Annotated in this window: 22 protein-coding genes and 2 pseudogenes; 12 read left to right on the top strand and 12 right to left on the bottom strand. The window is 69.5% G+C overall.

Translation table 11 applies throughout. The features are described 5' to 3' along the window. Positions 1-79: 79 nt before the first annotated feature. Positions 80-433: an SDR family NAD(P)-dependent oxidoreductase gene (locus AWU67_RS17785; protein WP_199922333.1), complete on the top strand. Its 354-nt coding sequence runs from the start codon at positions 80-82 to the stop codon at positions 431-433. Beyond that, positions 334-915: pseudogene (locus tag AWU67_RS02405) on the top strand (SDR family NAD(P)-dependent oxidoreductase); the annotation flags it as partial. The gene AWU67_RS17785 and the pseudogene AWU67_RS02405, both read left to right, overlap by 100 nt. A 95-nt stretch (positions 916-1,010) precedes the next feature. Here the strand turns inward: AWU67_RS02405 and AWU67_RS02400 are convergent. The 3 genes from AWU67_RS02400 to AWU67_RS02390 are packed head-to-tail and all read right to left on the bottom strand — an operon-like array spanning position 1,011 to position 2,840. After that, complete coding sequence (locus tag AWU67_RS02400; RefSeq protein ID WP_067226304.1) at positions 1,011-1,589, bottom strand: GNAT family N-acetyltransferase; 579 nt, start codon at positions 1,587-1,589, stop codon at positions 1,011-1,013. Between the two features lie 23 nt (positions 1,590-1,612). After that, a complete protein-coding gene (locus AWU67_RS02395) occupies positions 1,613-2,326 on the bottom strand; it encodes a uracil-DNA glycosylase (RefSeq protein WP_067226300.1) in 714 nt (237 codons plus the stop codon). 4 nt (positions 2,327-2,330) lie between these two features. After that, on the bottom strand, positions 2,331-2,840 hold the full coding sequence (locus AWU67_RS02390; RefSeq protein ID WP_067226296.1) for a phosphoribosyltransferase: 510 nt from the start codon (positions 2,838-2,840) through the stop codon (positions 2,331-2,333). Between the two features lie 63 nt (positions 2,841-2,903). Here AWU67_RS02390 and AWU67_RS02385 point away from each other — a divergent pair, with 63 nt between their 5' ends. Then, positions 2,904-4,481, top strand: a complete 1,578-nt coding sequence (locus tag AWU67_RS02385) for an MFS transporter (protein ID WP_082716714.1) — start codon at positions 2,904-2,906, stop codon at positions 4,479-4,481. A gap of 111 nt (positions 4,482-4,592) precedes the next feature. Here the strand turns inward: AWU67_RS02385 and AWU67_RS02380 are convergent, their stop codons facing one another. Next, complete coding sequence (locus tag AWU67_RS02380) at positions 4,593-5,399, bottom strand: SDR family NAD(P)-dependent oxidoreductase (protein WP_067226292.1); 807 nt, start codon at positions 5,397-5,399, stop codon at positions 4,593-4,595. A gap of 61 nt (positions 5,400-5,460) precedes the next feature. On the opposite strand from AWU67_RS02380, the gene AWU67_RS02375 reads away from it, so the two are divergent. From AWU67_RS02375 to AWU67_RS02350, 6 genes are all read left to right on the top strand, one after another. Further along, entirely contained in the window at positions 5,461-6,552 is a 1,092-nt protein-coding gene (locus AWU67_RS02375; protein ID WP_067226290.1) for an acyltransferase family protein, read from the top strand. A gap of 136 nt (positions 6,553-6,688) precedes the next feature. Beyond that, positions 6,689-8,020, top strand: coding sequence for a bifunctional o-acetylhomoserine/o-acetylserine sulfhydrylase (locus AWU67_RS02370; protein WP_067226288.1), 1,332 nt, complete (start codon positions 6,689-6,691; stop codon positions 8,018-8,020). Positions 8,021-8,111: 91 nt separating this feature from the next. Continuing rightward, entirely contained in the window at positions 8,112-9,332 is a 1,221-nt protein-coding gene (gene metX, locus AWU67_RS02365; protein ID WP_067226274.1) for a homoserine O-acetyltransferase MetX, read from the top strand. Between the two features lie 38 nt (positions 9,333-9,370). Next, complete coding sequence (locus tag AWU67_RS02360; protein WP_234407328.1) at positions 9,371-10,678, top strand: sensor histidine kinase; 1,308 nt, start codon at positions 9,371-9,373, stop codon at positions 10,676-10,678. Further along, positions 10,675-11,943 (top strand): hypothetical protein, encoded by a 1,269-nt coding sequence (locus AWU67_RS02355; protein ID WP_067226271.1) that lies wholly within the window; start codon positions 10,675-10,677, stop codon positions 11,941-11,943. The genes AWU67_RS02360 and AWU67_RS02355 overlap by 4 nt, the downstream gene beginning before the upstream one ends. 95 nt (positions 11,944-12,038) lie before the next feature. Further along, positions 12,039-12,644 carry a response regulator transcription factor gene (locus tag AWU67_RS02350; RefSeq protein WP_234407405.1) on the top strand — a complete coding sequence of 202 codons (606 nt, stop codon included), beginning with the start codon at positions 12,039-12,041 and terminating at the stop codon, positions 12,642-12,644. A gap of 80 nt (positions 12,645-12,724) precedes the next feature. Here AWU67_RS02350 and AWU67_RS02345 read toward each other — a convergent pair whose 3' ends face one another. The 3 genes from AWU67_RS02345 to AWU67_RS02335 form a co-directional block, all read right to left on the bottom strand. Next, positions 12,725-13,996, bottom strand: a complete 1,272-nt coding sequence (locus tag AWU67_RS02345) for an MFS transporter (protein ID WP_067226266.1) — start codon at positions 13,994-13,996, stop codon at positions 12,725-12,727. Between the two features lie 74 nt (positions 13,997-14,070). Beyond that, complete coding sequence (locus tag AWU67_RS02340; RefSeq protein WP_067226264.1) at positions 14,071-14,388, bottom strand: thiamine-binding protein; 318 nt, start codon at positions 14,386-14,388, stop codon at positions 14,071-14,073. 9 nt (positions 14,389-14,397) lie between these two features. Then, positions 14,398-15,687, bottom strand: coding sequence for a glycosyltransferase 87 family protein (locus AWU67_RS02335; protein WP_082717125.1), 1,290 nt, complete (start codon positions 15,685-15,687; stop codon positions 14,398-14,400). 99 nt (positions 15,688-15,786) lie between these two features. Here AWU67_RS02335 and AWU67_RS02330 point away from each other — a divergent pair, with 99 nt between their 5' ends. From AWU67_RS02330 to AWU67_RS02320, 3 genes are read left to right on the top strand one after another with little or no spacing between them, the layout of a single operon-like run. Further along, positions 15,787-16,629 (top strand): ABC transporter substrate-binding protein, encoded by an 843-nt coding sequence (locus AWU67_RS02330; RefSeq protein ID WP_067226257.1) that lies wholly within the window; start codon positions 15,787-15,789, stop codon positions 16,627-16,629. Between the two features lie 54 nt (positions 16,630-16,683). Continuing rightward, on the top strand, positions 16,684-17,544 hold the full coding sequence (locus AWU67_RS02325; protein WP_067226254.1) for an amino acid ABC transporter permease: 861 nt from the start codon (positions 16,684-16,686) through the stop codon (positions 17,542-17,544). Then, positions 17,541-18,326, top strand: a complete 786-nt coding sequence (locus tag AWU67_RS02320) for an amino acid ABC transporter ATP-binding protein (RefSeq protein WP_067226251.1) — start codon at positions 17,541-17,543, stop codon at positions 18,324-18,326. The genes AWU67_RS02325 and AWU67_RS02320 overlap by 4 nt, the downstream gene beginning before the upstream one ends. Positions 18,327-18,347: 21 nt before the next feature. On the opposite strand, the gene AWU67_RS02315 is transcribed toward AWU67_RS02320, so the two are convergent. From AWU67_RS02315 to AWU67_RS02295, 5 genes and pseudogenes are all read right to left on the bottom strand, one after another. Next, positions 18,348-19,241 (bottom strand): ADP-dependent NAD(P)H-hydrate dehydratase, encoded by an 894-nt coding sequence (locus AWU67_RS02315; protein WP_067226249.1) that lies wholly within the window; start codon positions 19,239-19,241, stop codon positions 18,348-18,350. Positions 19,242-19,250: 9 nt separating this feature from the next. After that, positions 19,251-19,610, bottom strand: a complete 360-nt coding sequence (locus AWU67_RS02310) for a VOC family protein (protein WP_234407327.1) — start codon at positions 19,608-19,610, stop codon at positions 19,251-19,253. 143 nt (positions 19,611-19,753) lie between these two features. Next, complete coding sequence (locus AWU67_RS02305; protein ID WP_067226243.1) at positions 19,754-20,809, bottom strand: hemolysin family protein; 1,056 nt, start codon at positions 20,807-20,809, stop codon at positions 19,754-19,756. Further along, positions 20,806-22,166: pseudogene (locus AWU67_RS02300) on the bottom strand (hemolysin family protein). Before AWU67_RS02300 ends, AWU67_RS02305 begins: the two are co-directional and overlap by 4 nt. Positions 22,167-22,262: 96 nt before the next feature. After that, entirely contained in the window at positions 22,263-23,702 is a 1,440-nt protein-coding gene (locus AWU67_RS02295; protein ID WP_067226240.1) for a GuaB1 family IMP dehydrogenase-related protein, read from the bottom strand. Positions 23,703-23,767: the final 65 nt, after the last annotated feature.

Below are 23,767 nucleotides of genomic sequence, written 5' to 3'. Positions count from 1 at the left end.
CGCAGTGCGCTCCTTTCTGCTTTTGACAGGAGCGTTTTTGACAGGAGCGCGCGAGCACCTCGAGGTCTAGCCTGAAGCCATGTCTCGTTTCGTCTTCAATCCGATGGGCACGACGGTGCTCATCACCGGCGCGAGCAGTGGCCTCGGCGCCGCGTTCGCCCGCGAGTTCGCCGCCCGCGGCGCCGACCTCGTGCTCGTGGCCAGACGGCAAGACCGGCTGGAGGCCCTCGCCGTCGACCTCGCAGAGCGCTTCGGCACCGCGTCGACCGTGATCCCCTCGATCTCAGTGCCCCGGATGCCGTCGCGACCCTCACGGCAGACCTCCGGACCCGCGGCATCCAGGTGGCCACCCTCGTCAACAACGCCGGCTTCGGCAGTTATGGCCGATTCAGCGCGCTGCCAGGCAAACGCCTGCACGAGGAGGTGCAGCTGAACGTGACCGCGCTCACCCAGCTCACCCACGAGCTCTGGCCGGAACTTGTGCGGCACTCCCGCTCCGCCCCGGCGACCGGTGCGCTGATCAACGTGGCGAGCACTGCGGCGTTCCAACCGGTGCCTTTCATGTCTGTGTATGCGGCGACGAAGGCCTACGTGCTGAGCTTCACCGAGGGGCTGTGGTCAGAGGCGAAGGGCACCGGTCTCAAGGTGCTGGCGCTCTGCCCCGGCCCGACCGCCACCGAGTTCAAACAGGTCGCCGGCAGCGAGGGCGTCTCGTTCGGAGCCCCGCAGAGCGCGGCCGACGTGATCGGCACGGCGTTCCGCGCACTGGACCGGCGCTCAACACCGCCGCGCGTGGTCAGCGGCGTCGGAAACGCGTTCTCGGCGCGCGCCGTGCGGCTGGTGCCGCAACGCTCGCTGCTCACGGTGCTCGGCCGGGTCACGACGCCCGCCCCGCGGCATCCGCCCGCCCTCTAAGTTCCGTTGAGAGCGGTCAAATGGCCACTTTCGGCCACCCAAACCGGCCATTTGACCGCTCTCAACGGACTCTGGCGGGTGGGAGGCGAGAACGGCTAGCTGAGCGAGAGCTGCATCATCACGATGCCGAGCCAGCGATCGAACTTGAAGCCGACACGGCCCATCCGGCCGGTCTCCCGGAACCCGAATTCGCGGTGCAGGGCGAGCGAGGCGTCGGCGCCCTGATCGGCGATGACGGCGATCATCTGCTTCAGGCCGGCATCCGCCGAGCGCTCGATCAGGTCGGCCAGAAGCACCCGGCCGAGCCCCTTGCCGGTCGCGGCCGGGCCCAGGTAGATCGAGTTCTCGACCGTGTAGCGGTAGGCGCGCTTCTGGGTCCACGGCGTCACCAGCGCGTAGCCGAGGATCTGCTGCGTCGGCGAGACGGCGACGATGAATGGCATGCCGAGCTTGCCGAGGTAGGCGAACTTGTCGCGCCACTCGGCCAGCGTCATGGCGTCTTCGTCGAAGGTGACTGTCGAGTTCGCCACGTAGTAGTTGTAGATCTCGCGCACCGACGGCAGATCGGCCGCCACCGCCTCGCGCAGCGTGTAGTCGAACGGCGCCTCGGGAGGCTCGGGCTTGCGCAGCCGGCGCGGCAGCGTGCGGCGCTGCTGGTATTCCTCTTCAAGCATGACGCCAGCGTAAACGACGCGTATTAACGGAAGATTTCGAGGGTCGGATGCGGCGCGATCGCCGTTCCGCCCAGCCACCAGTCGATGGCCTCGCCGCCCTGTTCGACGAGCAGGGCGTTGGCCCGGCTGAACGGGCGGGAACCGAAGAACCCGCGCCGGGCTGACAGCGGGCTCGGGTGCGCCGAGGCGATCACGGGCACGCCTTCCAGCAGCGGCGCGATCGCCTGCGCGTCGTTGCCCCAGAGGATGGCGACCAGCGGCTGCGCGGGGGCGCGCTCAGCAAGCGCCCGGATCACCTGCTCTGTCACTGCCTCCCAGCCGCGCCGCCGGTGCGAGCCGGCCTCCCCCGGCCGCACCGTGAGCACGCGGTTCAGCAGCAGCACGCCTCTGTCCGACCAGGCGCTCAGGTCGCCGTGTTCCGGCGTCGGCAGGTCGAGGTCGTCACGCAGCTCGGTGTAGATGTTGGCGAGGCTGCGCGGCAGTGGCCGAACGTGCGGCGCGGTCGAGAACGCCAGCCCCACGGCGTGCCCCGGCGTCGGGTATGGGTCCTGGCCGACGATGAGCACCCGCACGTCTTGCGGGTCGACGCGGAGCGCCCGCAGCACAGCGTCCGGTGCCGGCAGGTAGCCGGGCTCGGAGGCGAGGAACGCCTCGAGCCCGGCCAGCTCGCCGGCAACAGGCTCGAGCGCGTCCAGCCACCCCGCGTGCACGGCGGAGCGGTCGAAAGCGCCTGCCACGAGACTAGACAGAGACGGGCGGCAGGGCCGACCAGGGGAAGACGATCCAGCCGGCCGTCTTGCGGTAGTAGAAGTTGGGCTCCAGCACCGTGTGCGGCTTCGTGTACAGGGTCGCCGTACGCACCTCTGCGCCGTTCTCAGCCAGGATGCCGAGCACCTTGACGAGCGTGTGGCCGGAGTCCGAGACGTCATCGACGAGCAGCACGCGCTTGCCGGCGAGGGCGGGAGCATCGAGCATCGGCGCGGCCAGCTGCGGCTCCGGGAGGCGCTCGTTCACGCCGGTGTAGAACTCGACGTTGATCGAGCCACAGTTCTTGGTACCGAGTGCATACGAGATGGCACCGGCCAGCAGCAGGCCGCCGCGGGCCACGGCGATGACCACCTCGGGAACGAACCCGCTCTTCAGCACGTCCTCCGCCAGGCCGCGCGACGCGTCGGCGAAATCAGACCATTCGAGAATCTCCTTCTCGATGGTGGTGTTGGATCCTGCGGAGTCGTCTGCATCAAAGGCCATGGAGTAAGGGTAATCGCACTTTTCTGAGCATTTTGCGGATGCCGCAGGCGGTAGCATCCCAGAATGACTTCAGCAGCGACGGCGCGCAGTGGCGCCCGCACCGCCGCGGGCGTGACGGCGGCCATCATCGGCTGGCTGTTCCTCGTGGAAATCACCAGCGGAATCCTGCAGGGGTACTACGTGCCGCTGATCCCCGACCTGGTCAACCACCTCGGCATCCACGACGCCGACTTCAACTGGTTCGAGGCCGCCCAGCTGCTGCTCTCCGCGCTCGTGGTGCCGATCCTCGCGAAGCTCGGCGACATGTACGGGCACAAGCGCATCCTGCTCGCCTCCACCGTGCTGACCGCGGCGGCCAGTTGGTGGCTCGCCTTCGCCGGCGATTTCTGGAGCTTCCTCGCGGCGTGGGCGCTGCAGGGCTTCTACGTCGTCTGGCTGCCGCTGGAGGTGGCGCTGATCTTCGACCGCGGCCGCCGGTCGGGGCGCGGCCCGTCTCAGACGCGGCGCGCAGCCGGGCTGCTCGTCGTCGCCCTGGAGGCCGGCGCGATCATCGGCGCGCTGAGCGCCGGACGCGTCTTCGCCGCACTCGGCGAGAACGTCACACTCACCCTCTTCGTGCCGGCGATCGCCGTCACCCTGGTCTTCTTCGCGATCCTGTTCGGCGTGCCGGAATCCGAGCCGGGCACCGAGAAGCGCTCGCTCGACATCGTCGGCTTCTCGCTGCTGACCATCGGACTGCTGCTGATCACATCGGGGCTCACCTTCATGCGCATCAACGGCCCGGAGACCTGGTGGGTGTGGGCGCTGATCGCCGTCGGAGTGGTGAGCTTCTGGCCGTTCGGCAAGTGGGAGCTGAAGCAGGCCGACCCCGCCATCGACCTGCGCGTGATGCGCCAGCCGACGATGTGGCCGGTGTTGTTGACGGCCGGCCTCGTCGGCATCAGCCTGCTCGGTGCCCAGGCACCGCTCGCCACCTACGCGGGCACCGACACCGCCAACGGCTACGGGCTGGGCCTGGACGCCTCCGACATCTCCACCCTCATCGGTACCTATCTGATCTCGATGATCCTCGGCGCACTGCTGTTCCCGGTGCTGTCCAAGCGGTTCAGCCCGCGCGTCGCGCTCATCGCGGCCGCGTTCCTCGTGGCCCTCGGCTACCTCATGTTCATCCCGTTCCACCTCGAGGTGTGGCAGGTGTTCCTGAACATGTTCATCGCCGGCGTCGGCTCCGGCGCGCTCGTCGGCGCGCTGCCGGCAGCTGCAGCCGCGGCGGCCCCGCAGGGGCAGACCGGCGTGGCATCCGCCCTCACCAACACCACGAAGACGATCGGCGGATCGTTCGCCTCCGCCGTCTTCGGTGTGGTGCTGCTGGCCGGGGCGGCTTCTGCGGTCACCTCGACGGCGGCCAGCCTGGCCGGCTACATGGTGGTCTGGGCGGTGTGCGGCCTCGGCGCCCTCGCCGCCGCCGTGCTGCTGTTCTTCGTGCCGAAGCTGGCCTTCGCCGACCCGGATGCCGCGGCAGCCGCGCCCCGCGGCGGGGTTTCGACAGGCTCAACCAGCGGGAGCAGCTCACCCGGCGGGGTTTCGACAGGCTCAACCAGCGGGAGGGACGACACCGTCCCCGAGCCGCTGGTCGAGTAGGCGCGCCAGCGCCGTATCGAGACCCGGTTTCCGGCGTGAAACCGAGCCGTGCACGGGGTCTCGATACGCTCGTTCCTCGCTACTCGACCGACAGGCTTGTGGACTGAGACGCTAGCGCGGCGCCAGCTCGCCCTTCGCGAAGCGGTGCGGCGCCGCCTGGGCGACCGGCTTGATCACGATCAGGTCGAGGTCGACGTGGGCGGGCCGGCCGAGTGCGTGCACGATCGTCTCGGCCACGTCGTCGGCGCTCAGCGGGTTCGGCACGTCCGTGTAGACGGCGTCGGCCTTGGCCTGGTCGCCGCCGAAGCGCACCAGCGAGAACTCCTCCGTGTGAACCATGCCCGGCGCGATCTCGATCACCCGGATCGGCTCGCCGTTCAACTCCAGCCGCAGCACCTCGGTCATCGCGTGCGCCGCGAACTTGGCCGCGTTGTAGCCGCCGCCGCCCAGATAGGCGACGTGCCCGGCGATGGAGGTGACGGTCACGATGTCTGCGCCCAGAGCCCCGGTGCCGCAGCCCTCGGCGAGCAGGGTCTCCCGCAGCAGGGGCAGCAGCGTGCTGACCACGCGCTTGACCGCGATCACGTTCACCTCGAACATCCACTGCCAGTCGTCGGCATCCGAGGCCTCGACACTGTCGAGCCCCTTCGCGCCGCCGGCGTTGTTCACGATCGTGTGCAGCGGGCCTGTCGCCCGCAGGTGTGCGGCGAGCGCGTCGACGTCGGCCTGCTGGGTGAGGTCGGCGACGAAGTAGCTCGCCCCGGTCTCCGCGGCGAGCGCTGCCAGCCGGTCCTCGCGGCGGGCGACACCGACGACATCCCAGCCCGCCGCGCGCAGCTGACGCACGGTCGCCGCCCCGATCCCCGAGCTCGCACCCGTCACCACTGCCCGCTTCACGCCCACATTCTTCACAGTCATGCCCACCATTCTGCCGCCCCCGACTGGGCACCCCGCACCGTGCAGGGGAGAATGGAACACGATGTCCTCCCTCACTGCCGCCAAGGCCAAACGACGCGTCCCGCTCTGGGACAACGCCCGCTGGATCGCCGTCACGCTGATGGTGATCGGCCACGGCATCCTCAAGCTGATCGCCGAGTCGGATGCCGCGTACTCGGTGTACCTCGTCATCTACGCGTTCCACGTGCCCGTGTTCGTCACGGTGAGCGGCTACTTCGCCAAGTCGGCGACCCCGGGCGGGCGGCAGATGAAGGGCATCATCACCAGCATCGTGTTGCCGTACATCATCTTCGAGACGATCTGGTCGGTCATCCACTGGCTGAACGGCGGCGCTTTCAAGCTCGACTACTCCAGCGCCAGCTGGACGCTCTGGTTCCTGCTCTCGCTCGCCGTCTGGCGGGTCACACTGCCCTATGTCGTTCTGCTGCGCTGGCCGCTGACGATCGCGATCGCCGTGTCGCTCGGGGTCGGTTACTTCGGGAACGTCGACTCCCTGTTCGCCCTCTCCCGCACGCTCGGGCTGTTCCCCTTCTTCGTGCTCGGCTGGAGCCTGCGCCAGTGGCAGGTCACCGGGCGCTGGCTGACCATGCGCCCGGCCGTGCTCTGGCGTTGGCGTGCCGCCGCGATCGCGCTGTTCGCGCTGGTCGCGCTCGTCTGCTGGTTCGGGGTCGGCACCTGGCGGGAGCTGAAACTGCGGCGCTTCCTGCTCTACGACGAGTCGTACGCGAGCATCGGCTACCCCGAGTGGTGGGCAGGCGGCATCCGGCTCGGCTTCATGCTGCTTGCTTTCGCGCTGGTCTTCGCCTTCCTGATGCTGATGCCACGTCGCACCACCTGGTTCACCGGGCTGGGCGCCGCCACCATGTACATCTACCTGCTGCACTCCTTCGTGCTCTACCCGATCAGAGAGAGCGGCGTGCTGGCCGGGCCGCAGCCGTGGTGGGTGCTGCCCGGCATGATCGTGTTCTGCATCGCCGTGTCGATCGTGCTCTCGATGCCGTTCATCCGGCGGGTGTTCCGGCCGCTCGTCGAGCCCAGGGCGGAGTGGCTGTTCCGCCGCACAGACAGCACGGCGACGGGCACGATCGTGCTGCCCAAGGGCGACAACCGATAGCGGAAGCGGGCACCCCGCTACACCCGATTTCGTTGTGTTACGACGCATTGCAGACCTCATTGCCGCGCACTGAGCACAGGCTTAGGCTCACTCTCGAGCGGTGGATGGTCCGCACGCTCTAAGGAGATAGACCCTCATGAGCGACAACACGAGCAACTGGAAGTTCGAGACCAAGCAGGTCCACTCCGGTGCGCGCCCCGACCCGGTGACGAACGCCAGGGCCACCCCGATCTACCAGACCACCTCCTACGTGTTCAACAGCGCGGACCACGCGAAGAACCTCTTCGCCCTCGCCGAGTTCGGCAACATCTACACCCGCATCCAGAACCCGACGCAGGACGTCGTCGAGCAGCGCCTGGCCGCCCTTGAAGGCGGAACCGGCGCCCTGCTGGTCGCCTCCGGCCAGTCCGCCGCGACCTTCGCCGTGCTCAACATCGCCCAGGCCGGCGACCACATCGTCTCCTCCAGCTCCATCTACGGCGGAACCTACAACCTGTTCAAGTACACGCTGGCCAAGCTCGGCATCGAGACCACCTTCGTCGAGAACCAGGACGACGCCGACGAGTGGCGCCGCGCCGTTCGCCCGAACACGAAGCTCTTCTTCGCGGAGACCATCGGCAACCCGAAGATCAACATCCTCGACATCCAGCTCGTCGCCGATGTCGCGCACGAGAGCGGCATCCCGCTGATCGTGGACAACACGATCGCCACGCCGTACCTGATCCAGCCGTTCCAGCACGGCGCCGACATCATCATCCACTCCGCCACCAAGTTCCTCGGCGGTCACGGCACCGTCATCGGCGGCGTCATCGTGGACGGCGGGAAGTTCGAGTGGTCCAAGAACGTCGAGCGCTTCCCTGGCCTGACGGTTCCGGACCCCAGCTACCACGGCGCCAGCTACACGGCCGCGGTCGGCGACGGCCTGGCCTACATCATCAAGGCCCGTGTGCAGCTGCTGCGCGACATCGGTGCGGCCATCGCCCCGGCGAGCGCCTGGCAGCTGATCCAGGGCATCGAGACCCTGTCGCTGCGCATCGAGCGCCACGTGCAGAACGCGCAGGACGTCGCCGAGTGGCTCGACAACCACCCGGACGTCGCCTCGGTCAACTACTCCGGCCTGCCCTCCAGCCCCTGGTACGCCGCCGCAGGCAAGTACGCCCCCAAGGGCGTCGGCGCTGTGCTCTCCTTCGAGCTCAAGGGCGGCGTCGATGCCGGCCGCGCCCTGGTCGACAACGTGTCGCTGTTCAGCCACCTCGCCAACATCGGTGACGTGCGCTCGCTCATCATCCACCCGGCGTCCACGACGCACTCGCAGCTCTCGCCCGAGGCCCAGCTCTCCGCCGGCGTCACGCCCGGCCTGGTGCGCCTCTCGCTCGGCATCGAGAACATCGCCGACATTCTGGCCGACCTGGAGTCCGGCTTCGCGGCGGCCCGCGCCGTCACCGAGGCGGCCAACGCCAACGCCTAAGCACCCTCTCAGCCGCCCGGGCCCGTTCAGCCGCGATATTCGCAGCTGTAACAATGCCTGGGCGGCTCTGTGTGCACGGCACAATTGAGTCATGGACTGGCAAACTTCGGCGGATGTCGCGCCCTCGAGCTTCATCACGGAAGCCCAGGCCCGCTCGCTGCTCGGCAAGGCCCCCGCGACGGGGGCGTGGCGCGAGGGCGACCCCGTCGGCAACCGACACTTCGTTGGCATCGGCTCCCGCCAGTTCGAGGCCGGCGGCACCCTGCCCTACGCCCGCATGGCGTACGAGAGCTGGGGCGAGCTGAACGAGGCCGCCGACAACGCGGTGCTCGTGCTGCACGCGCTCACCGGCGACAGCCACGTGGTCGGCGAGGCCGGCCCCGGGCATGCGACATCCGGCTGGTGGGGCGGCATCGTCGGCCCGGGCAAAGCCGTCGACACCGACCGCTGGTTCGTGGTCGCCCCGAACATGCTGGGCGGATGCCAGGGCTCCACCGGCCCCGCCTCTCTGGCGCCGGACGGCAGTGAGTGGGGCACCCGCTTCCCGTTCCTGACCATCCGCGACCAGGTCGACGCGCAGGCGTCCCTGGCCGACGCGATCGGCGTCAACCGCTGGGCAGCTGTCATCGGCGGCTCGATGGGCGGCATGCACGCCATCGAGTGGGCCGTCGGGCGCCCGGAGCGCGTTGAGCGCCTCGCCGTGCTCGCCGCTCCCCCGGTGACCACCGCCGACCAGATCGCGTTGAACTCGGTGCAGATCGAGGCGGTGCGGACCGACCCGCTGTTCCGCAATGGCGACTACTACGACGCCGTAGCCGGGGACGGCCCGACCCGCGGCCTCGCCCTGGCCCGGCGGATGGCGATGCTGAACTACCGCAGCCACAGCGAGCTGAACGCGCGGTTCGAGCGCAGCTGGCAGAGCGACATCAGCCCACTCGGCGCCGGCGGTCGCTTCGCCGTGGAGTCCTACCTCGACTTCCATGGCAACAAGTTCACCCGCCGCTTCGACGCCAACAGCTACATCACGCTCGTCGAGGCGATGAACTCGCACGACATCGGCCGCGGCCGCGGCGGCATCGGCGCGGCGTTGGCCATGGTCACCGCGCGCAGCCTGGTGCTCGGCATCGACAGCGACCGGTTGTTCCCCCTGGACGGGCAGCAGGTGATCGCCGCCGGCCTGGCCGACAACATCGACGGAGACGTGCCGGTCACGCTCGTCTCGGAGTACGGCCATGACGGCTTCCTGATCGAGACCGATTTCGTTGCAGAGCAGCTGCGCCGCCTCCTGCACGAGGGCCCGGCTGCAAGCTAGTCTGGGCCTCACCCCCGTTCTCTCCACCGGCAGGATCCATGCAGCGCATTCTGAAAGAGCGCGACCGGCTGTTGCGCCGGGCCGCGCGTTACTCCGGTCTCGCGTCCTGTCTGCTCGCCGCCGTCTGCATCGTGCTGCCCGGCGGGGTCGCACCGCTGACCCTCGCCTCGACCATGGCTCTGGTGGGCATCATGGCGATCGCGCACTACTTCATCGGTGAGCGCGGAACCCCGCTCTGGATGGCGATCTGCCTGATCGCGGGCAACTTCGCCATCCTGCTGCTCGGCGTCGACCCTGGCGACGTGCTCAACGCCGGCGAGGCGGTCGACCCCGTCCTCGCCCACGACCCCAGCATCGCCGCCGTCGCTGCAATCTCGGTGATCGGCGCCGGCGTGCTCGGCGCACTGGCGCTGCTGGCTACGGTGAGCCGTTCCCGGATGATCCTGGTCGGCGTCGGCTTCCTGGTCACCTGCGTGAGCGTTGCCGTCGCATCCGCACCGCGCGCGCTGCCGGACTCGACCCCGCTGATCCTCACCATCGCCGCGTGGGCGGCCATCGCCACGGCCGGCTGGTGGATCGCGCGCAGCGTCCCCCGGGTGATGCAGCGCATCGCCAGCATCGGCCGGGCCCACCACGCAGAGCGCCTGGCCAGCGAGGCCGAGGCGCAGCGCAGGCAGGATGCCCGGCTGTTGCACGACACCGTGCTGGCCACCCTCACGCTGCTCGCCCACTCCGGCGTCGGCGTCAGCGCTGACGCACTGCGGCACCAGGCTGCCAACGATGCGAAGCTGCTGCGCCAGCTGCGCCTCGGCGGGGTGCCGACCCCCAAGCGTTCCGGCGCGTACACCCTCGAGCCCGTTGCCGAGTCGGCGCTCGGCAACACGCTGGAGTCGGTCAAGCAGCGCTTCGGCCGGATGGGCCTCGACGTCAAATGGCACGGCAGCGGCCAGATCCTGCTGCCGAGCGACGTGCTGGACGCCTTCCTCGGCGCGCTCGGCGAGTGCCTCGAGAACGTGCGCAGGCACGCCCAGGTCAGCGAGGCCGACGTCACCATCACCGACGACGAGCACACCCTGCGCGCCATGGTCACCGACGCCGGCGTCGGCTTCAACCTCGGGGAGGTCGACCCCGCCCGGCTCGGCTTCGCGGAATCCGTGGTGGGCCGGTTGCGCGAGGTCGGCGGCAACGCCCGACTGTTCTCCTCCCCCGGCTCCGGAACCACCGTCGTGCTCGAGGTGCCCAAGAACGACGACACGTACGGCCACGGCGAGCCCATCGGGCACGATGACCCGCTCGGCCACGATGAGCCGTTCGGCGCGGACCGACACCTGGGCGGTGAACGATGAGCAAGGCGACAAGCGGATCCGGCATCGAGGAGAACACGCTGGGCGTGATCGTCGGGCGCGAGCGCAGGCAGCGCGACCCCAACCGCTCATTCAAGCGCTCAGAGCGCACCGTGTCGACGACCAGGGCCAACCAGCGCGGGCTCGGCGGCCGTGACCTCGCCGGCGGCATGATCGCGGGCAGTCTGGTGATGGCGCTGTTCCTGGTCTGGCGCACCGTCGAGCAATGGGACGTCTACCCCTCGCCCGCGCTCCCCCTCGCCGCCTGGCTGCTTCTGCTCGTCACGGCCACCGGCGCCCTGCTCGGCGTGCTGTTCAGCGGCGGCACCATGCCCACCTGGCTATTCGCGCTCACCCTCGGCGGGCTGGCCGCCGTCGTCGCCCTGGACCTCGTCGGGGTCTGGCCAGTGGCCGATCAGAGCATGTACCCGACCGCCGCCCTCGCCGCCGGCGTCATGATGACGCCGCTGGTCAGCGTGCGCGAGACCCGCGAGGTGATGGCAGCCACCGCTGTGCTCGGCGGGGCGCTGCTCGTCAGCGCCCTCAGCCAGAGCCGCAGCGACCCCCTGACGCTCGGACCGGATCTGGTCGCGATCGCCATCGCCGTCTGGATGCCGTTCATCGCCATCTCGGTGGTGCGCGCCTTCCGGCGCATGGTGCAGCTGGAGCTGGACCTGGTGTTGGTGCAGAGCACCGTCGACGCCCCCCGGCTGGCCGTTGGCATGCTGGCCTCAGAGGAGCTGGTGCGCCTCGACTTCGACGCAGAGCGGCTGCTCGACGACGTCGCGGAGGGCAGGACGGCGTTGCCGCTGCATCCGGACGCCGCCAGCGCGGCCTCCCAGCTGGCCACCCAGCTGCGCCTGCACCTGGTGGCCGGGCGCAAGAAGACCTGGCTGCACAATGCCATCACCGAATCGGAGTTCCTGGCGCCCGCCGTCTCGCTCGACGACCCGGCCAGCCTGGCCGGTCTGCTCTCGCCAGCCCAGCGCGATGCCATGCTCACAGCCATCTGGCTGCTGGTCAGCGACGCCAAGCGCGACGACGTGATGCTGCACATCGAGATCGGGCCGCGGGCACCCGCATCCGCCAACTCACTCAGAAAGATCCGGTTTCCAATCTTTCTTCACGCCACGGGCGTTCCAAGGCGCAAGGTAGACCCCGCGGCGTGGGAAGCTATCTCTAACGTTGGCCCACATTCGGAGTACACGCGCAAGGGAGACCTGCACGTCGAGATCGAGTGCACGGTTGACAACCCCGTGGATGCGTAGGGCAAACGGGGCATCGAATCGTGCGTATGCACAAGGAGGAATGCGTGGGAAACCCGGCCAATAAGATTCGTCTGGCGCTCGTTGACGACCACAAGATGCTGCTGGGTGCCCTGACGGAGTGGATCAGGGGGGCTGCGGACGACATCCATCTCGTCGTCGCGGCGACAACCTGGCCCGAGTTGCTCTCGCACCCGCAGTTCCCCGTCGACGTGGTGCTGCTCGACCTGGACCTCAAAGACAACATTCCCATCTCGCTGAAGATCTCCACCCTGAAGACCACCGGGGTGAAGACGGTGCTGATGAGCACCTACTCTGAGCCGGCCGTCGTGCGCGAGGCCCTCGCCGCCGGCGCCCTCGGCTACCTGGTCAAGACCGAGGAAGCCGACATGATCGTCGAGGCGATCCGCGCAGCCCACAAGGGCGAGTCCTACATCTCGGAGGAGCTCGACCTGGCCCTGACCGCTGGTACCCGTGGCGACACCCCGCGCCTCAGCGCCCAGGAGCGGCGCGTCATGGCCCTGTACGGCGCCGGCGAGCCGGTGAAGGCCGTCGCGTTCCAGCTCGGCATCTCTGAGGAGACGGCGAAGTCCTACCTCAAGCGCATCCGCGAGAAGTACCGCGTCGCTGGTTTCGACGTGGGCACCAAGGTCGCCCTGCGCAAGCGCGCCATCCAGGACGGCATCCTGCTGCAGACCGACTAGGTCCAACCCAGACAACACGACGAGGGCCCTGAAACGCGAGTTTCAGGGCCCTCTTTCGTGCCTGCGGATGCCGGCCGGTGTTAGCGCGTCGCTCCGACCACCTGCACCAGCTCGGTGCCGTAGCCGAGCACCTCGCCGCGGCTGCGGCGCCGGCCATCCCAGGCGAAACTGACGAGCGCGATCAGCAGGCCGAGCACGCTGAGACCCAGGCCGATCCAGACCGGGGCGACGTAGCCGAAGCCGGCGGCGATCGCCAGACCGCCGAGCAGCGCGCCGAGGGCGTTGCCGATGTTCAACGCCGAGTGGTTGAGCGCCGCCGCGATGGACTGGCTGTCGCGGGCGACATCCATCAACCGGGTCTGGATCGTGGGCGAGAGCGCGGCCGCCGCCGCCCCGACCAAAAAGATGAACAGCAGCAGGCCGACGATGTTCTGCGCGCTCAACGCCAGGCCGAGCAGGGCCAGCAGCATCAGCACGAAGAAGCCGTACATGCTGCGCCGCACGCTCCTGTCGGCGCACCAGCCGCCGAGGAAGTTGCCCGCCGTCATGCCGAGCCCGATGACGACCAGCACCAGGGGCACGGCGGATTCCGCGAGTCCGGTCACCTCGGCGACGAGTGGCGCCACGTAGCTGTAGACGGCGAACAGCCCGCCGAAGCCGATGGCCCCGATGCCGAGCGCGAACCAGACCTGGGCGCTGCCGAAGGCTTTCAGCTCGTTGCGGATGGTCGCGTTGCGGTCGCCCGGCTGCAGCGGAACGGTAGCCAGCACGGCGAGGAACGTGAGTGCGAAGATGGCCGCGACGGCGATGTAAGCCGCCCGCCAGCCCTGCATCTGGCCGAGCCAGGTGATCGCAGGCACGCCGACCACGTTCGAGATGGTCAGGCCGGAAAGCACCAGGGCGACGCCGCGGGCACGCTTGCCCGGGCCCATCAGGCTGGCCGCGACGAGCGAGGCGATGCCGAAGTAGGCGCCGTGCGGCAGCGCGGCGACGAAGCGGGCGGCCAGCACCAGCTCGAAGGTGGGCAGCAGTGCGGATGCCACGGTGCCGAGCGTGAACGCGGCGAGCAGCGCCAACAGCAGCTGTTTGCGCGGCCAGCGCGCGGCGGCCGCCGCGATGGTGGGGGCTCCGACGACGACGCCGAGGGCGTAGGCGCTGATCAACCAGCCGGCCTGCGCATTGGCAGCGGCCGGATCGCTGGCGGCAAGGCCGGGCAGCAGGTCGGCGGCGAGGTTCGGCAGCAGCCCCATGGCGACGAACTCGGTGGCGCCGATGCCGAAGCCGCCGAGGGCCAGCGCGAGCAGCGCGAAACGGACGCGCGCGGGCGAGAGGGCGGTGGTCTGTTCAGTCACCGGCCCAGTCTACGACGGAATCGAATCGATTCGATGCGCGGCCGCAATCGACGCCGGCGCGATGCGGTCCACCCCTATTCGGCGTCGGCGCCGCGCTCCAGCGCGGCCTCCAGCCGCTCAACCTTGGCGTCGATCTCGCCGCTGTAGCCGGGCCGGATGTCGGCCTTGATCACGAGCGAGACCCGCGAGCCGTAGCCGGCGACGGCATCCGTCGCCGCCTTGATGACGGCGAACACCTCGTCCCACTCCCCCTCGATCTCGGTGAACATCGAGCCGGTGTGGTTCGGCAGCCCGGAGTCGCGGACGATCTTGACGGCGGCGGCAACGGCGTCGTGCACCGAGCCGTCAGCCTTGCCGGTGCCGCTCGGTGCGACGGAGAATGCGACGAGCATGATTGATCCTTAGGGGATTGTGCGGAGCAGTGGGCCCCGGTTGGAGAGGAAGACGGCGCGCACCGCCCAGCCGAGCAGCACCAGCTCAAGCAGGTTGCGCAGCGTGATGACGAACACCATCCACGGCTCCGCGGCGAGCAGGGCGCCATACAGATAAGGGTAGATCAGCTGGGTGAGGGCGGCGAGGGTGAGTGCAAGCGCGGCGGGCAGCCGCCACTGCCTCCCCCGGTAGACCAGCCCGAGGATGACCGGCGCGGCCAGCCAGGTCATGAACTGGGGCGAGCCCACCTTGTTGAAGACGATGAACACCAGCACCAGGGCCAGGGCCAGCGGCGGCACCAGCCTCGTGTAGTGCGCCCCGGCTCGGTGCCGCAGCACAGCGAGCAGCAGAACGGCGGCCGCGGCGACCGCCATCAGCGGCGTCGCCAGCGCACTCGCCCAGCCGGTGCCCGCCCCATGCAGCTGGTAGGTGAGGATGTCGAAGTCGTAGTAGATGCCGACGCCGGGCACGCCGGCGGCCGTCTGCCAGAGCCACGGCGTCGCAATTGGCGCCTCGATCTGCAGGCCGCGGCCGGTCTGCTCGCCGACGAAGCCCAGCACGTAGGCGCCGCCGCCGAGCACGACGCTCACGAGAACCACGATCCCGCTGACCACGAGCGCGCTCTGCCACACGCGGGCGCGGGCGCGTGCCGCGACGAACAGCGCGCCGACGAGGGCGGCCGGCCAGACCTTCACCCACGCCGCAACGGTGAGCAGCGCCACCCCGAGCACCGGCCGGCCGGCGGCGAGCAGCAGGCCGACGATCGCCAGCGGAATCGTGACCGCGTCGATGCGGGCCAGCGCGATGGGGCCGAGCAACAGCAGGAAGCCGAGCCACCACCAGGCGGCGGTGACCCGCCAGCGCGGCCGTGCCGGGCGCCGACGCAGCCCGCCAATCAGCACGGCGAACGCCGCCGCGTTCAGGGCGACGACGAGGCCCAGCCAGGTCTGCACGTACAGGCCAGGGCCGAGCAGGTTCGCCAGCGCCATCGGCAGGTACGCCAAGATCGGGTATACCCACGCCTCGTCGATGCCCACCTGGTTGCCGCCGGCAACGGCCTGCGCCACCCAGAACTTGTAGACCACCTCGACGTCGCCGAGCGGCCAGCCGGGCGCGTGCAGGCAGAGCAGCACCAGCACCGTGTGCACGAGGGCGAACGCCGCCCAGAGTGTGAGTGGATGCCGCAGCACACCGGCGCTCGGCCACGCCGGCCGCGTGGCGACCGGGGCCCCGGCGAGCGGCGCGGAGGGCTCAGGCATGCTGGCCATGCTACCCGCGCATGTCGGAATGCGTCGGCGGAGCCGCTCCGGGCGGGCATTCACGCCAGAATGAGGTGTCCGCAACCGTCTGGAGCCCTCATGTCGTCACGCCTCGCCCGCACCCTGTCGATCGTTGCCGCCTCGGCGACGCTGCTCGCGCTGAGCGCGTGTGCCGCCGATGCCGGTTCCGGTTCCGGCGCCCCGGCATCCGAGTATGTGACGGAGGGCGCATTCACCGTCGCCACTGGCGAGCCGGCCTACTTCCCTTGGGTGCTCGACAACAAGCCGGAGTCGGGCGAGGGCTTCGAGGCCGCCGTCGCCTACGCCGTCGCCGCTGAGCTCGGCTTCGACGCCAAGGACGTCGTCTGGGTGCGCAGCACCTTCGACCAGGCGATCGCGCCGGGCCCGAAGGACTTCGACATCAACCTGCAGCAGTTCTCCATCACCGAAGAGCGCAAGCAGACCGTCGACTTCTCCAGCCCGTACTACGAGACGACGCAGGCCGTCATCACCGTTCCGGGCTCCCCCGCCGAGGGCGCCAGCTCCATCGCCGAGCTGCAGGGCCTGCTGATCGGCGCGCAGACCGGCACCACCAGCTTCCAGGCCGTCGAGAGCCAGATCGCGCCGACGCAGGGCGCGCTGGCCTTCAACAGCAACGACGACGCCAAGCTCGCACTGCAGAACGGCACCGTCGACGCCATCGTCGTCGACCTGCCGACCGCGTTCTACCTGACCGGCGTCGAGCTGGAGGGCGGCTCGATCATCGGCCAGCTGCCGAAGACCGCCGCGGCCGGCGACCAGTTCGGCCTGGTGCTGCCCAAGGGCAGCCCGCTCACCGAGCAGGTCACCGCAGCCGTCGACACGCTGCGCGAGAACGGCACGCTTGACGCCCTGGCCGACAAGTGGCTGGCCGCCGGCGCCGACGCTCCCCTGCTGAAGTAGCAGCATGCCGGGCGCGCCCGGCATCCGATAGTTTTGTGCGGTGAGAACGAAGCGATGAGCAGCGCAGTAGCGGAGCGGATCCCGAGCCAGATCGAGCTCGACCGGCGCCTGTACCGGCGACGCCAGAACGGCAAGTCCGTGGCCGTCTCCTTCGCCAGCACCGTGGTCGTCGCGATCCTGGTCTGGGTGCTCGTCGTCAACACGCCCGGCTGGGCGGCCGTGCAGCAGAGCTTCTTCAACCTGGATGCCGCGATCGCGGCGTTCCCGCGGGTGATCGCCGGCCTCTGGCTGAACATCCAGGTGCTGTTCTTCGCCGTGATCGGCGTGCTCATCGTGAGCATGCTGCTGGCGCTGGCCCGTACCGTGCGCGGGCCGGTGTTCTTCCCGCTGCGCGCGCTGGCCACCGGGTATACCGACCTGTTCCGCGGCATTCCACTCATCATCGTGCTCTACCTGGTCGGCTTCGGCGTACCGGGGCTCGAGCTGTTCCCACGCATGCCGATCGCGTTCTGGGGCACCATCGCCCTGATCCTGACCTACTCCGCCTACGTCTCCGAGGTGTTCCGCGCCGGCATCGAGGCCGTTCACCCCTCACAGCGGCTGGCGGCCAGGGCCCTCGGCCTCAGCCACGGCCAGGCCATGCGCAAGGTGGTGCTGCCGCAGGCGGTGCGCAAGGTGACCCCGGCGCTCATGAACGACTTCGTCGCCATGCAGAAAGATGTCGGCCTCATCTCGGTGCTCGGAGCCATCGACGCGGTGCGCGCCGCCCAGATCGAGGTCGCCGCGAGCTACAACTTCACGCCCTATGTGTTGGCCGGCCTGCTGTTCGTGCTGCTGGCCTGGCCGATGATCCGGCTGACCGATTGGTACTCGGCGCGGGTGCGCAAGCGCGAACAGATGGGCAGCATCGTATGACCTCCCCCGGTACCGAGCTGGAGCCGGCCGTGCTCAGCATGCGCGGCATCCACAAGTCCTTCGGCGACGTCGAGGTGCTGCGCGGCATCGACCTCGATGTGCGCCGGCACGAGGTCGTCGCCCTGATCGGGGCCAGCGGCTCCGGCAAGTCGACGCTGCTGCGCACCGCGAACCTGCTCGAGACGATCGATGACGGGCAGGTGTTCCTCTCCGGTACCGACATCAGTGACCCGCGCGTCAAGCTCGACGCGGTGCGGGCCCGCATCGGCGTCGTTTTCCAGCACTACAACCTGTTCCCGCACCTCAGCGTGCTCGGCAACGTGACCCTCGCCAGCCGCACCGTGCACCGGCGCGGCAAGGCGGCAGCAGAGAAGCACGCGCTGGAGCTGCTGGACCAGATCGGCCTGGCCGACAAGGCGCGCGAGTTCCCGGATCGGCTCTCCGGCGGGCAACAGCAGCGGGTCGCCATCGTGCGCGCGATCGCCACCGACCCGGAACTGCTGCTGCTCGACGAGATCACGAGCGCGCTCGACCCCGAGCTCGTCGGCGAGGTGCTCGAGCTCGTGCGCACGCTGGCGCAGGGCGGCTCCACGATCGTGATGGCGACGCACGAGATGGCGTTCGCCCGCGATGTCGCCCACCGTGTTGTGTTCCTCGACGGCGGGCTGATTGTCGAGCAGGGCAGCCCGGAGCAACTACTCGGCCACCCGGAGCAGGAGCGCACGCGCGAGTTCCTCGCCCGCTTCACCACGCCGGGGCGCACCCAACAGCTGCCAGCCTGAGCCCCGCGCACCAGCGCGCGACTAGTCGCCGGTGAGCAGCGCGGCGATCGTGGCCGGAATGGCGCCGGCCACATCGAGGGCGGTGATGGGGCCGCCCTGCGAGGCCCGGCGGGCGGCAAGCGCGTGCACCAGAGCGGCCGTCGCCGCGATCGGGGCGACAGCGCTCGGGTCCTGCGCGATGGTGCGGTGCCTGGTCGCCAGCAGGGCGCCCAAGATGCCGCCGAGCACATCGCCTGTTCCGGCCGTGGCCAGCCAGCTGGGCGCCCCGGTGACCGTGAAGCGCGCGCCGTCGGGGTGGGCGATGTAGGTCACCGCACCCTTCAACAGCACCGTCGCCCCCAGTTGCTGCGCCGCCCTGCCGGCCCAGAGCGCAGGCTGGGTCGCAATCTGGTCGACATGCGGCGGCCCGCCGTGCGCCGGGGTGACCTTCACCGCTCCGTGGCCCGCACGCCGCGCGCTCTCCATCAGCAACTCGGCGAGCTCCCGGTAGTGCGGGGTGAGCACCACCGCGCCGCGGGCCTCGTGCACGAGGTCGAGCGCGCCGGCATCCAGCACCGTCGGCACCCCCTGCGCGACGGCCTGGCCGAGCTCTGCACCGAGGATCAGGGTGCGCCTGGTCGCTGACATGCCGGAGCCGATCAGCCACGCCTGCACCCGCCCGGCAACGCCGACGACCTCCGGCCGCCTGGCCAACACCTGTTGGCGCACGGCATTCGGGCCGGTGTAGCGCACCATGCCGACGCCGGTGCGCATCGCGGCCTCAACGCCGAGCACGGCCGCGCCGGGGTAATCGTGCGATCCGGTGATCACACCGAGCACGCCGCGGGAGTACTTGTCGTCTCCGGCGCGAGGCACGGCCAACCATTCCCTGGCCCTGCGCTCATCCCATTCCAGCCACTCCGACGCGGTCTTCATACCTGAACGCTAGCTCCTCTCGGAGACGGCGATGATGTTGCTCTCGCTGTCGACGAACCAGGCTGTGCGCTCTGTGCCGATGCCGGCGACCCCGTTCTCGGTCTTCAGCCCCGGCATGTCGTACTCCTCGAAGGAGACCCCGCGGCCGCGCATCTCGGTCATCGTGCCGTCGAGGTTGGCCGTCTCCAAGGTCAGCGCGGTGTTCTTCGCCGTGCCGGCGAAGCCCGTCTCGTAGAGCAGAAACCTGTGCCCGCCGACGGAGTAGACGACGCCGCCCGTGTCGCTCATCTCGGGGTCGGGCTCCAGGCCGAGCTTGTCCTTGTAGAAGGCTTGCGCGCGGCCGAGGTCGCTCGCGGGAAGCACTGCCATTACATTCGTGAAATCCATCATCAGGATTCCTCTTTTCTCCCCCGCTGCGAGCCTACGCCGACGGTTGGGAGCGCGGAACGGCCGCCCAGAAACGGATCGATGACACCGTTTCTGGGCGGTTCCGTTGGAGGAGCCGCGGGCTCTCAGGCGCGCCGGGTGGCGTCCTGCACCTCGCCGACGAGCTCCTCGATGATGTCCTCGAGGAACAAGACGCCGATCGCCTGACCGTCTGCGTCGAAGGCCCGAGCCAGGTGGGCGCCGGTGCGCCGCATGGCGCTCAGCGCGTCTTCGAGGTCGGTGCCTTCGAACACGGATGCCAGCTGCCTGATGCGCTTGGCCGGCACCGGCTCGTCCCAGGCCGGCGTCGTGGCATCCGGAACCAGATCGAGGTCGATCACGTCCTTCAGGTGCAGGTAGCCGCTCGGCTCGCCGTGCTCGTCGAGCATGACGTACCGCGAGAAGCCGTGCCGGGCGACGGCGCGTTCCAGGTCGGTCGGGGTGGCGTCGAAGGGCAGGCTCACCAGCGACGCCAGCGGCACGGCAACATCGCGCACCTTCTTGGTGGTGAACTCGAACGCGGCGCTCAGGGCGCCGTTGCTGTCGCGCAGCACACCCTCACGGGTGGACTGGTTGACTATCGTGGCCACCTCATCGAGCGTGAACGTGCTCGTCGTCTCGCTCTTCGGCTCCACGCCGAACAGGCGCAGCACGCCGTTCGCGGTCGCGTTCAGGGCGACGATCACCGGCTTGAACACGCGGGCAACGAGCACCAGCGGCGGGGCCAGGATCAGCACCGCGCGGTCGGGCACAGAGAAGGACAGGTTCTTCGGCACCATCTCGCCGAACACCACGTGCAGGTACGAGACCAGCACCAGGGTGATCGCGAACGCGACACCGCCGATGAGCGCCTCCGACCAGCCGGTGAGGGCCAGCGGGATCTCGAGCAGGTGGTGGATCGCCGGCTCAGAGACGTTCAGGATCAGCAGCGAGCACACCGTGATGCCCAGCTGGCTGGTCGCCAGCATGAGGGTGGCGTGCTCCATCGCCCAGAGCGCTGTCTTCGCGCTGGACTTGCCTGCCTCGGCGAGCGGCTCGATCTGCGAGCGGCGCGCCGAGATAACGGCGAACTCGGCGGCGACGAAGAAGGCGTTGCCGAGCAAAAGGACGACCAGCCATGCCAGTCCGGCCCAGTCGTTCATCGGCTTCCCTCCCCACGGGCGGATGCCGCGGCATCCGCCTCTGCGCTGCCACTTGGCGGCGTTCCATCGGCGTTGGGCGTGAACCGGATCCGCTCGATCCGGCGCCCGTCGAGGCGCTCGACGCGCAGCTCGCCGCTGTCGATGGCGACGGTGTCGCCCACGACGGGCAGCCGGCCGAGTTCGCTCATCACGAAACCGGCGACGGTCTCGAACGGGCCCTCTTCGGGAACCTTGATGCCGGTGCGCTCGAGCAGCTCGTCGGGGCGCAACATGCCGGGGAAGGTGAGCGAGTCGATCTGGCGCACGATGCCTGCCTTGGCACGGTCGTGCTCGTCGGCGACCTCGCCGACCAGCTCCTCGACCAGGTCCTCCAGCGTCGCAACGCCGGCGGTTCCGCCATACTCATCGACGACGACCGCCATCTGGAACCCGCGGCCGCGCAGCTCGCCCAACAGGGTGTCGAGCTTCATGGTCTCCGGCACGCGCAGGGCGTCGGACTGCAGGGCAGACACGGGCACCTCTCCGCGCCGGGAGCGAGGCACGGCCATGGCCTGCTTGACGTGCACGACGCCGACGACGTCATCCACGCTCTCGTCGATGACCGGGAACCGGGAGTAGCCGGTCTGCGCGGTGAGCTCGATCACGGCCTGCGCGGAGTCGGTGCGCGAGATGCTGGCGATGCGCGGGCGCGGGGTCATCACATCGGATGCCGTGTGCTCGGCGAAGCGCAGGGTGCGGTTCAGCAGCGTGGCCGTGTCGGCCTCGAGCATGCCCGCGCTGGCGGATCGGCGCACCAGGGAGGAGAGCTCCTCTGCGGTGCGGGCACCGCTCAGCTCCTCCTTCGGCTCGATGCCGACGGAGCGCAGGATGCCGTTCGCGCTGCCGTTCAGCAACACAATGGCCGGCTTGAACACGGCGGTGAACACGGTCTGGAAGGGGATGACGAAGCGCGCGGTGGCCAGCGGCAACGCCAGCGCGAAGTTCTTCGGCACCAGCTCTCCCACAATCATGGAGAGCAGCGTGGCCAGCACGATCGCGACGGTGGTGGCCAGCACGGGGACGACCCCGACCGGCACCCCCAGGCGGTGAGCGGCCCGGTGAGCAGGCTGGTGAACGCCGGCTCCATGGTGTAACCGGTGAGCAGCGTCGTCAGCGTGATGCCGAGCTGCGCACTCGAGAGGTGCGTCGAGGTGATCTTCAGCGCGGCAATGGTCATGCCGAGCTTGCTCTCACCCCGATCGCGCCGCGCCTCAAGGTCGGCGCGGTCGAGGTTCACCAGCGCGAACTCGCTGGCGACGAAGAGGCCCGTTCCCACGGTGAGGAGGAGTCCGATTCCGAGAAGTATCCACTCAGACATCGAATTCACCCCCGCGGGTCACGGGCGAAGGTTTATGGCTGGGCGAAGATGCAGGGGGAGGGTCGTCCATTGTGTTGCCAGTATATGCGAGCCGAGCTACCAACTCACTGGGAGCGCCTTGCCCTCTTCGTAACCGGCCGCCGACTGGATGCCGACCCGCGCGCGCTGCTGGAACTCCTCCACCGTGCGGGCGCCGGCGTAGCTGAACGAGCTGCGCACCCCCGAGGTGATCATGTCGAGCAGATCCTCGATGGAGGGGCGCAGCGGGTCCAGGTAGATCTTCGAGGAGGAGATGCCCTCGGCGAACAGCGTCTTGCGCGCCAGCTCGTAGGCGTCGAGCCGCTCGAAACGCTCCTTGACGGCCTTCGTGGATGCCATCCCCCAGCTCTCCTTGTACAGCCGGCCCGCGGAATCCTCTGCCAGCAGGCCCGGTGCCTCGACCGTGCCGGCGAACCAGGAGCCGATCATGACGGATGCCGCACCCGCCGCCAGGGCGAGCGCGACATCCCGCGGGTAGCGCACGCCGCCGTCCGCCCAGACGTGGGCGCCCAGCTCGGCTGCCGCCTCCGCCGTCTCCAACACGGCAGAGAACTGCGGACGGCCGACGGCCGTCATCATGCGGGTGGTGCACATGGCGCCGGGGCCGACGCCAACCTTGATGATGTTCGCCCCGGCCGAGACGAGGTCGCCGACGGCATCCGCCGTGACCACGTTGCCGGCCACCAGCGGGATCCCGAGGCCCAGGTCGCTGACCACGGCCAGCGCGCGCAGCATGGCGTCCTGGTGCCCGTGCGCGGTGTCCAGCACGAGGACGTCCACGCCGGCTGCGGCCAGCGCCTGCGCCTTGGCGGCGACGTCACCGTTCACGCCGAGCGCCGCGGCGACCACGAGCCGCCCGTCGGCGTCAACGGCGGGCTGGTAGAGGGTGGAGCGCAGCGCGCTGGTGCGGCTGAGCGTGCCGACGACGGCGCCGTGGTGCATCACCGGGGCGAATTCCAGCTCGGCAGCGGTCATCAGGTCGAAGGCGCGCCTGGCCGTGTCGACATCGTCGGCGTCCAGGGCGGTGAGCTCCCCGTGCAGCAGGTCGCCGAGGCGCGCGTCGGGCGGGGCCGTCGCGAGCCGCGCCGCCTGGATGCAGCCGCGGTAGCGGCCGCCGTCCTCGTGCACGACGATGCCGTGGCCTGCGATGGCGGGCACCTGCCGCAGGGCGTCGGCGACGGTGGCTTCCGGGGCGAAGAAGAAGGGGGTGTCGAACCGCACGGACTGCGCCTTGACCCAGCGGATCGCCTCGTCCAGCTGCTGCAGCGGTGTGTCCTGCGGCAGCACTCCGAGGCCGCCGCGCCGCGCCAACGACGCGGCCAGTCGCGGGCCGGTCACGGAGTTCATGTTGGAGGCGACGATAGGGATGGTCGCCGCCGTGCCGTCGTTCGGCGCCAAGGAGACGTCGAGCCGGCTGCTGACGGCTGAGCGACTGGGCACCAGGAAGACGTCCGAGTAGGTGAGATCGTGGCGCGGCGCTGTGCTGTAGAACTCCATGAGGCCCACGCTAGCCCCGAACACGGCAGACGCGCGAGGTGCGCACGCACCCTCGCCACAAAAAG

Source organism: Microterricola viridarii, from assembly GCF_001542775.1.
GTDB lineage: Bacteria > Actinomycetota > Actinomycetes > Actinomycetales > Microbacteriaceae > Microterricola > Microterricola viridarii_A.
This window is presented reverse-complemented; position numbering and strand designations above follow the sequence as displayed.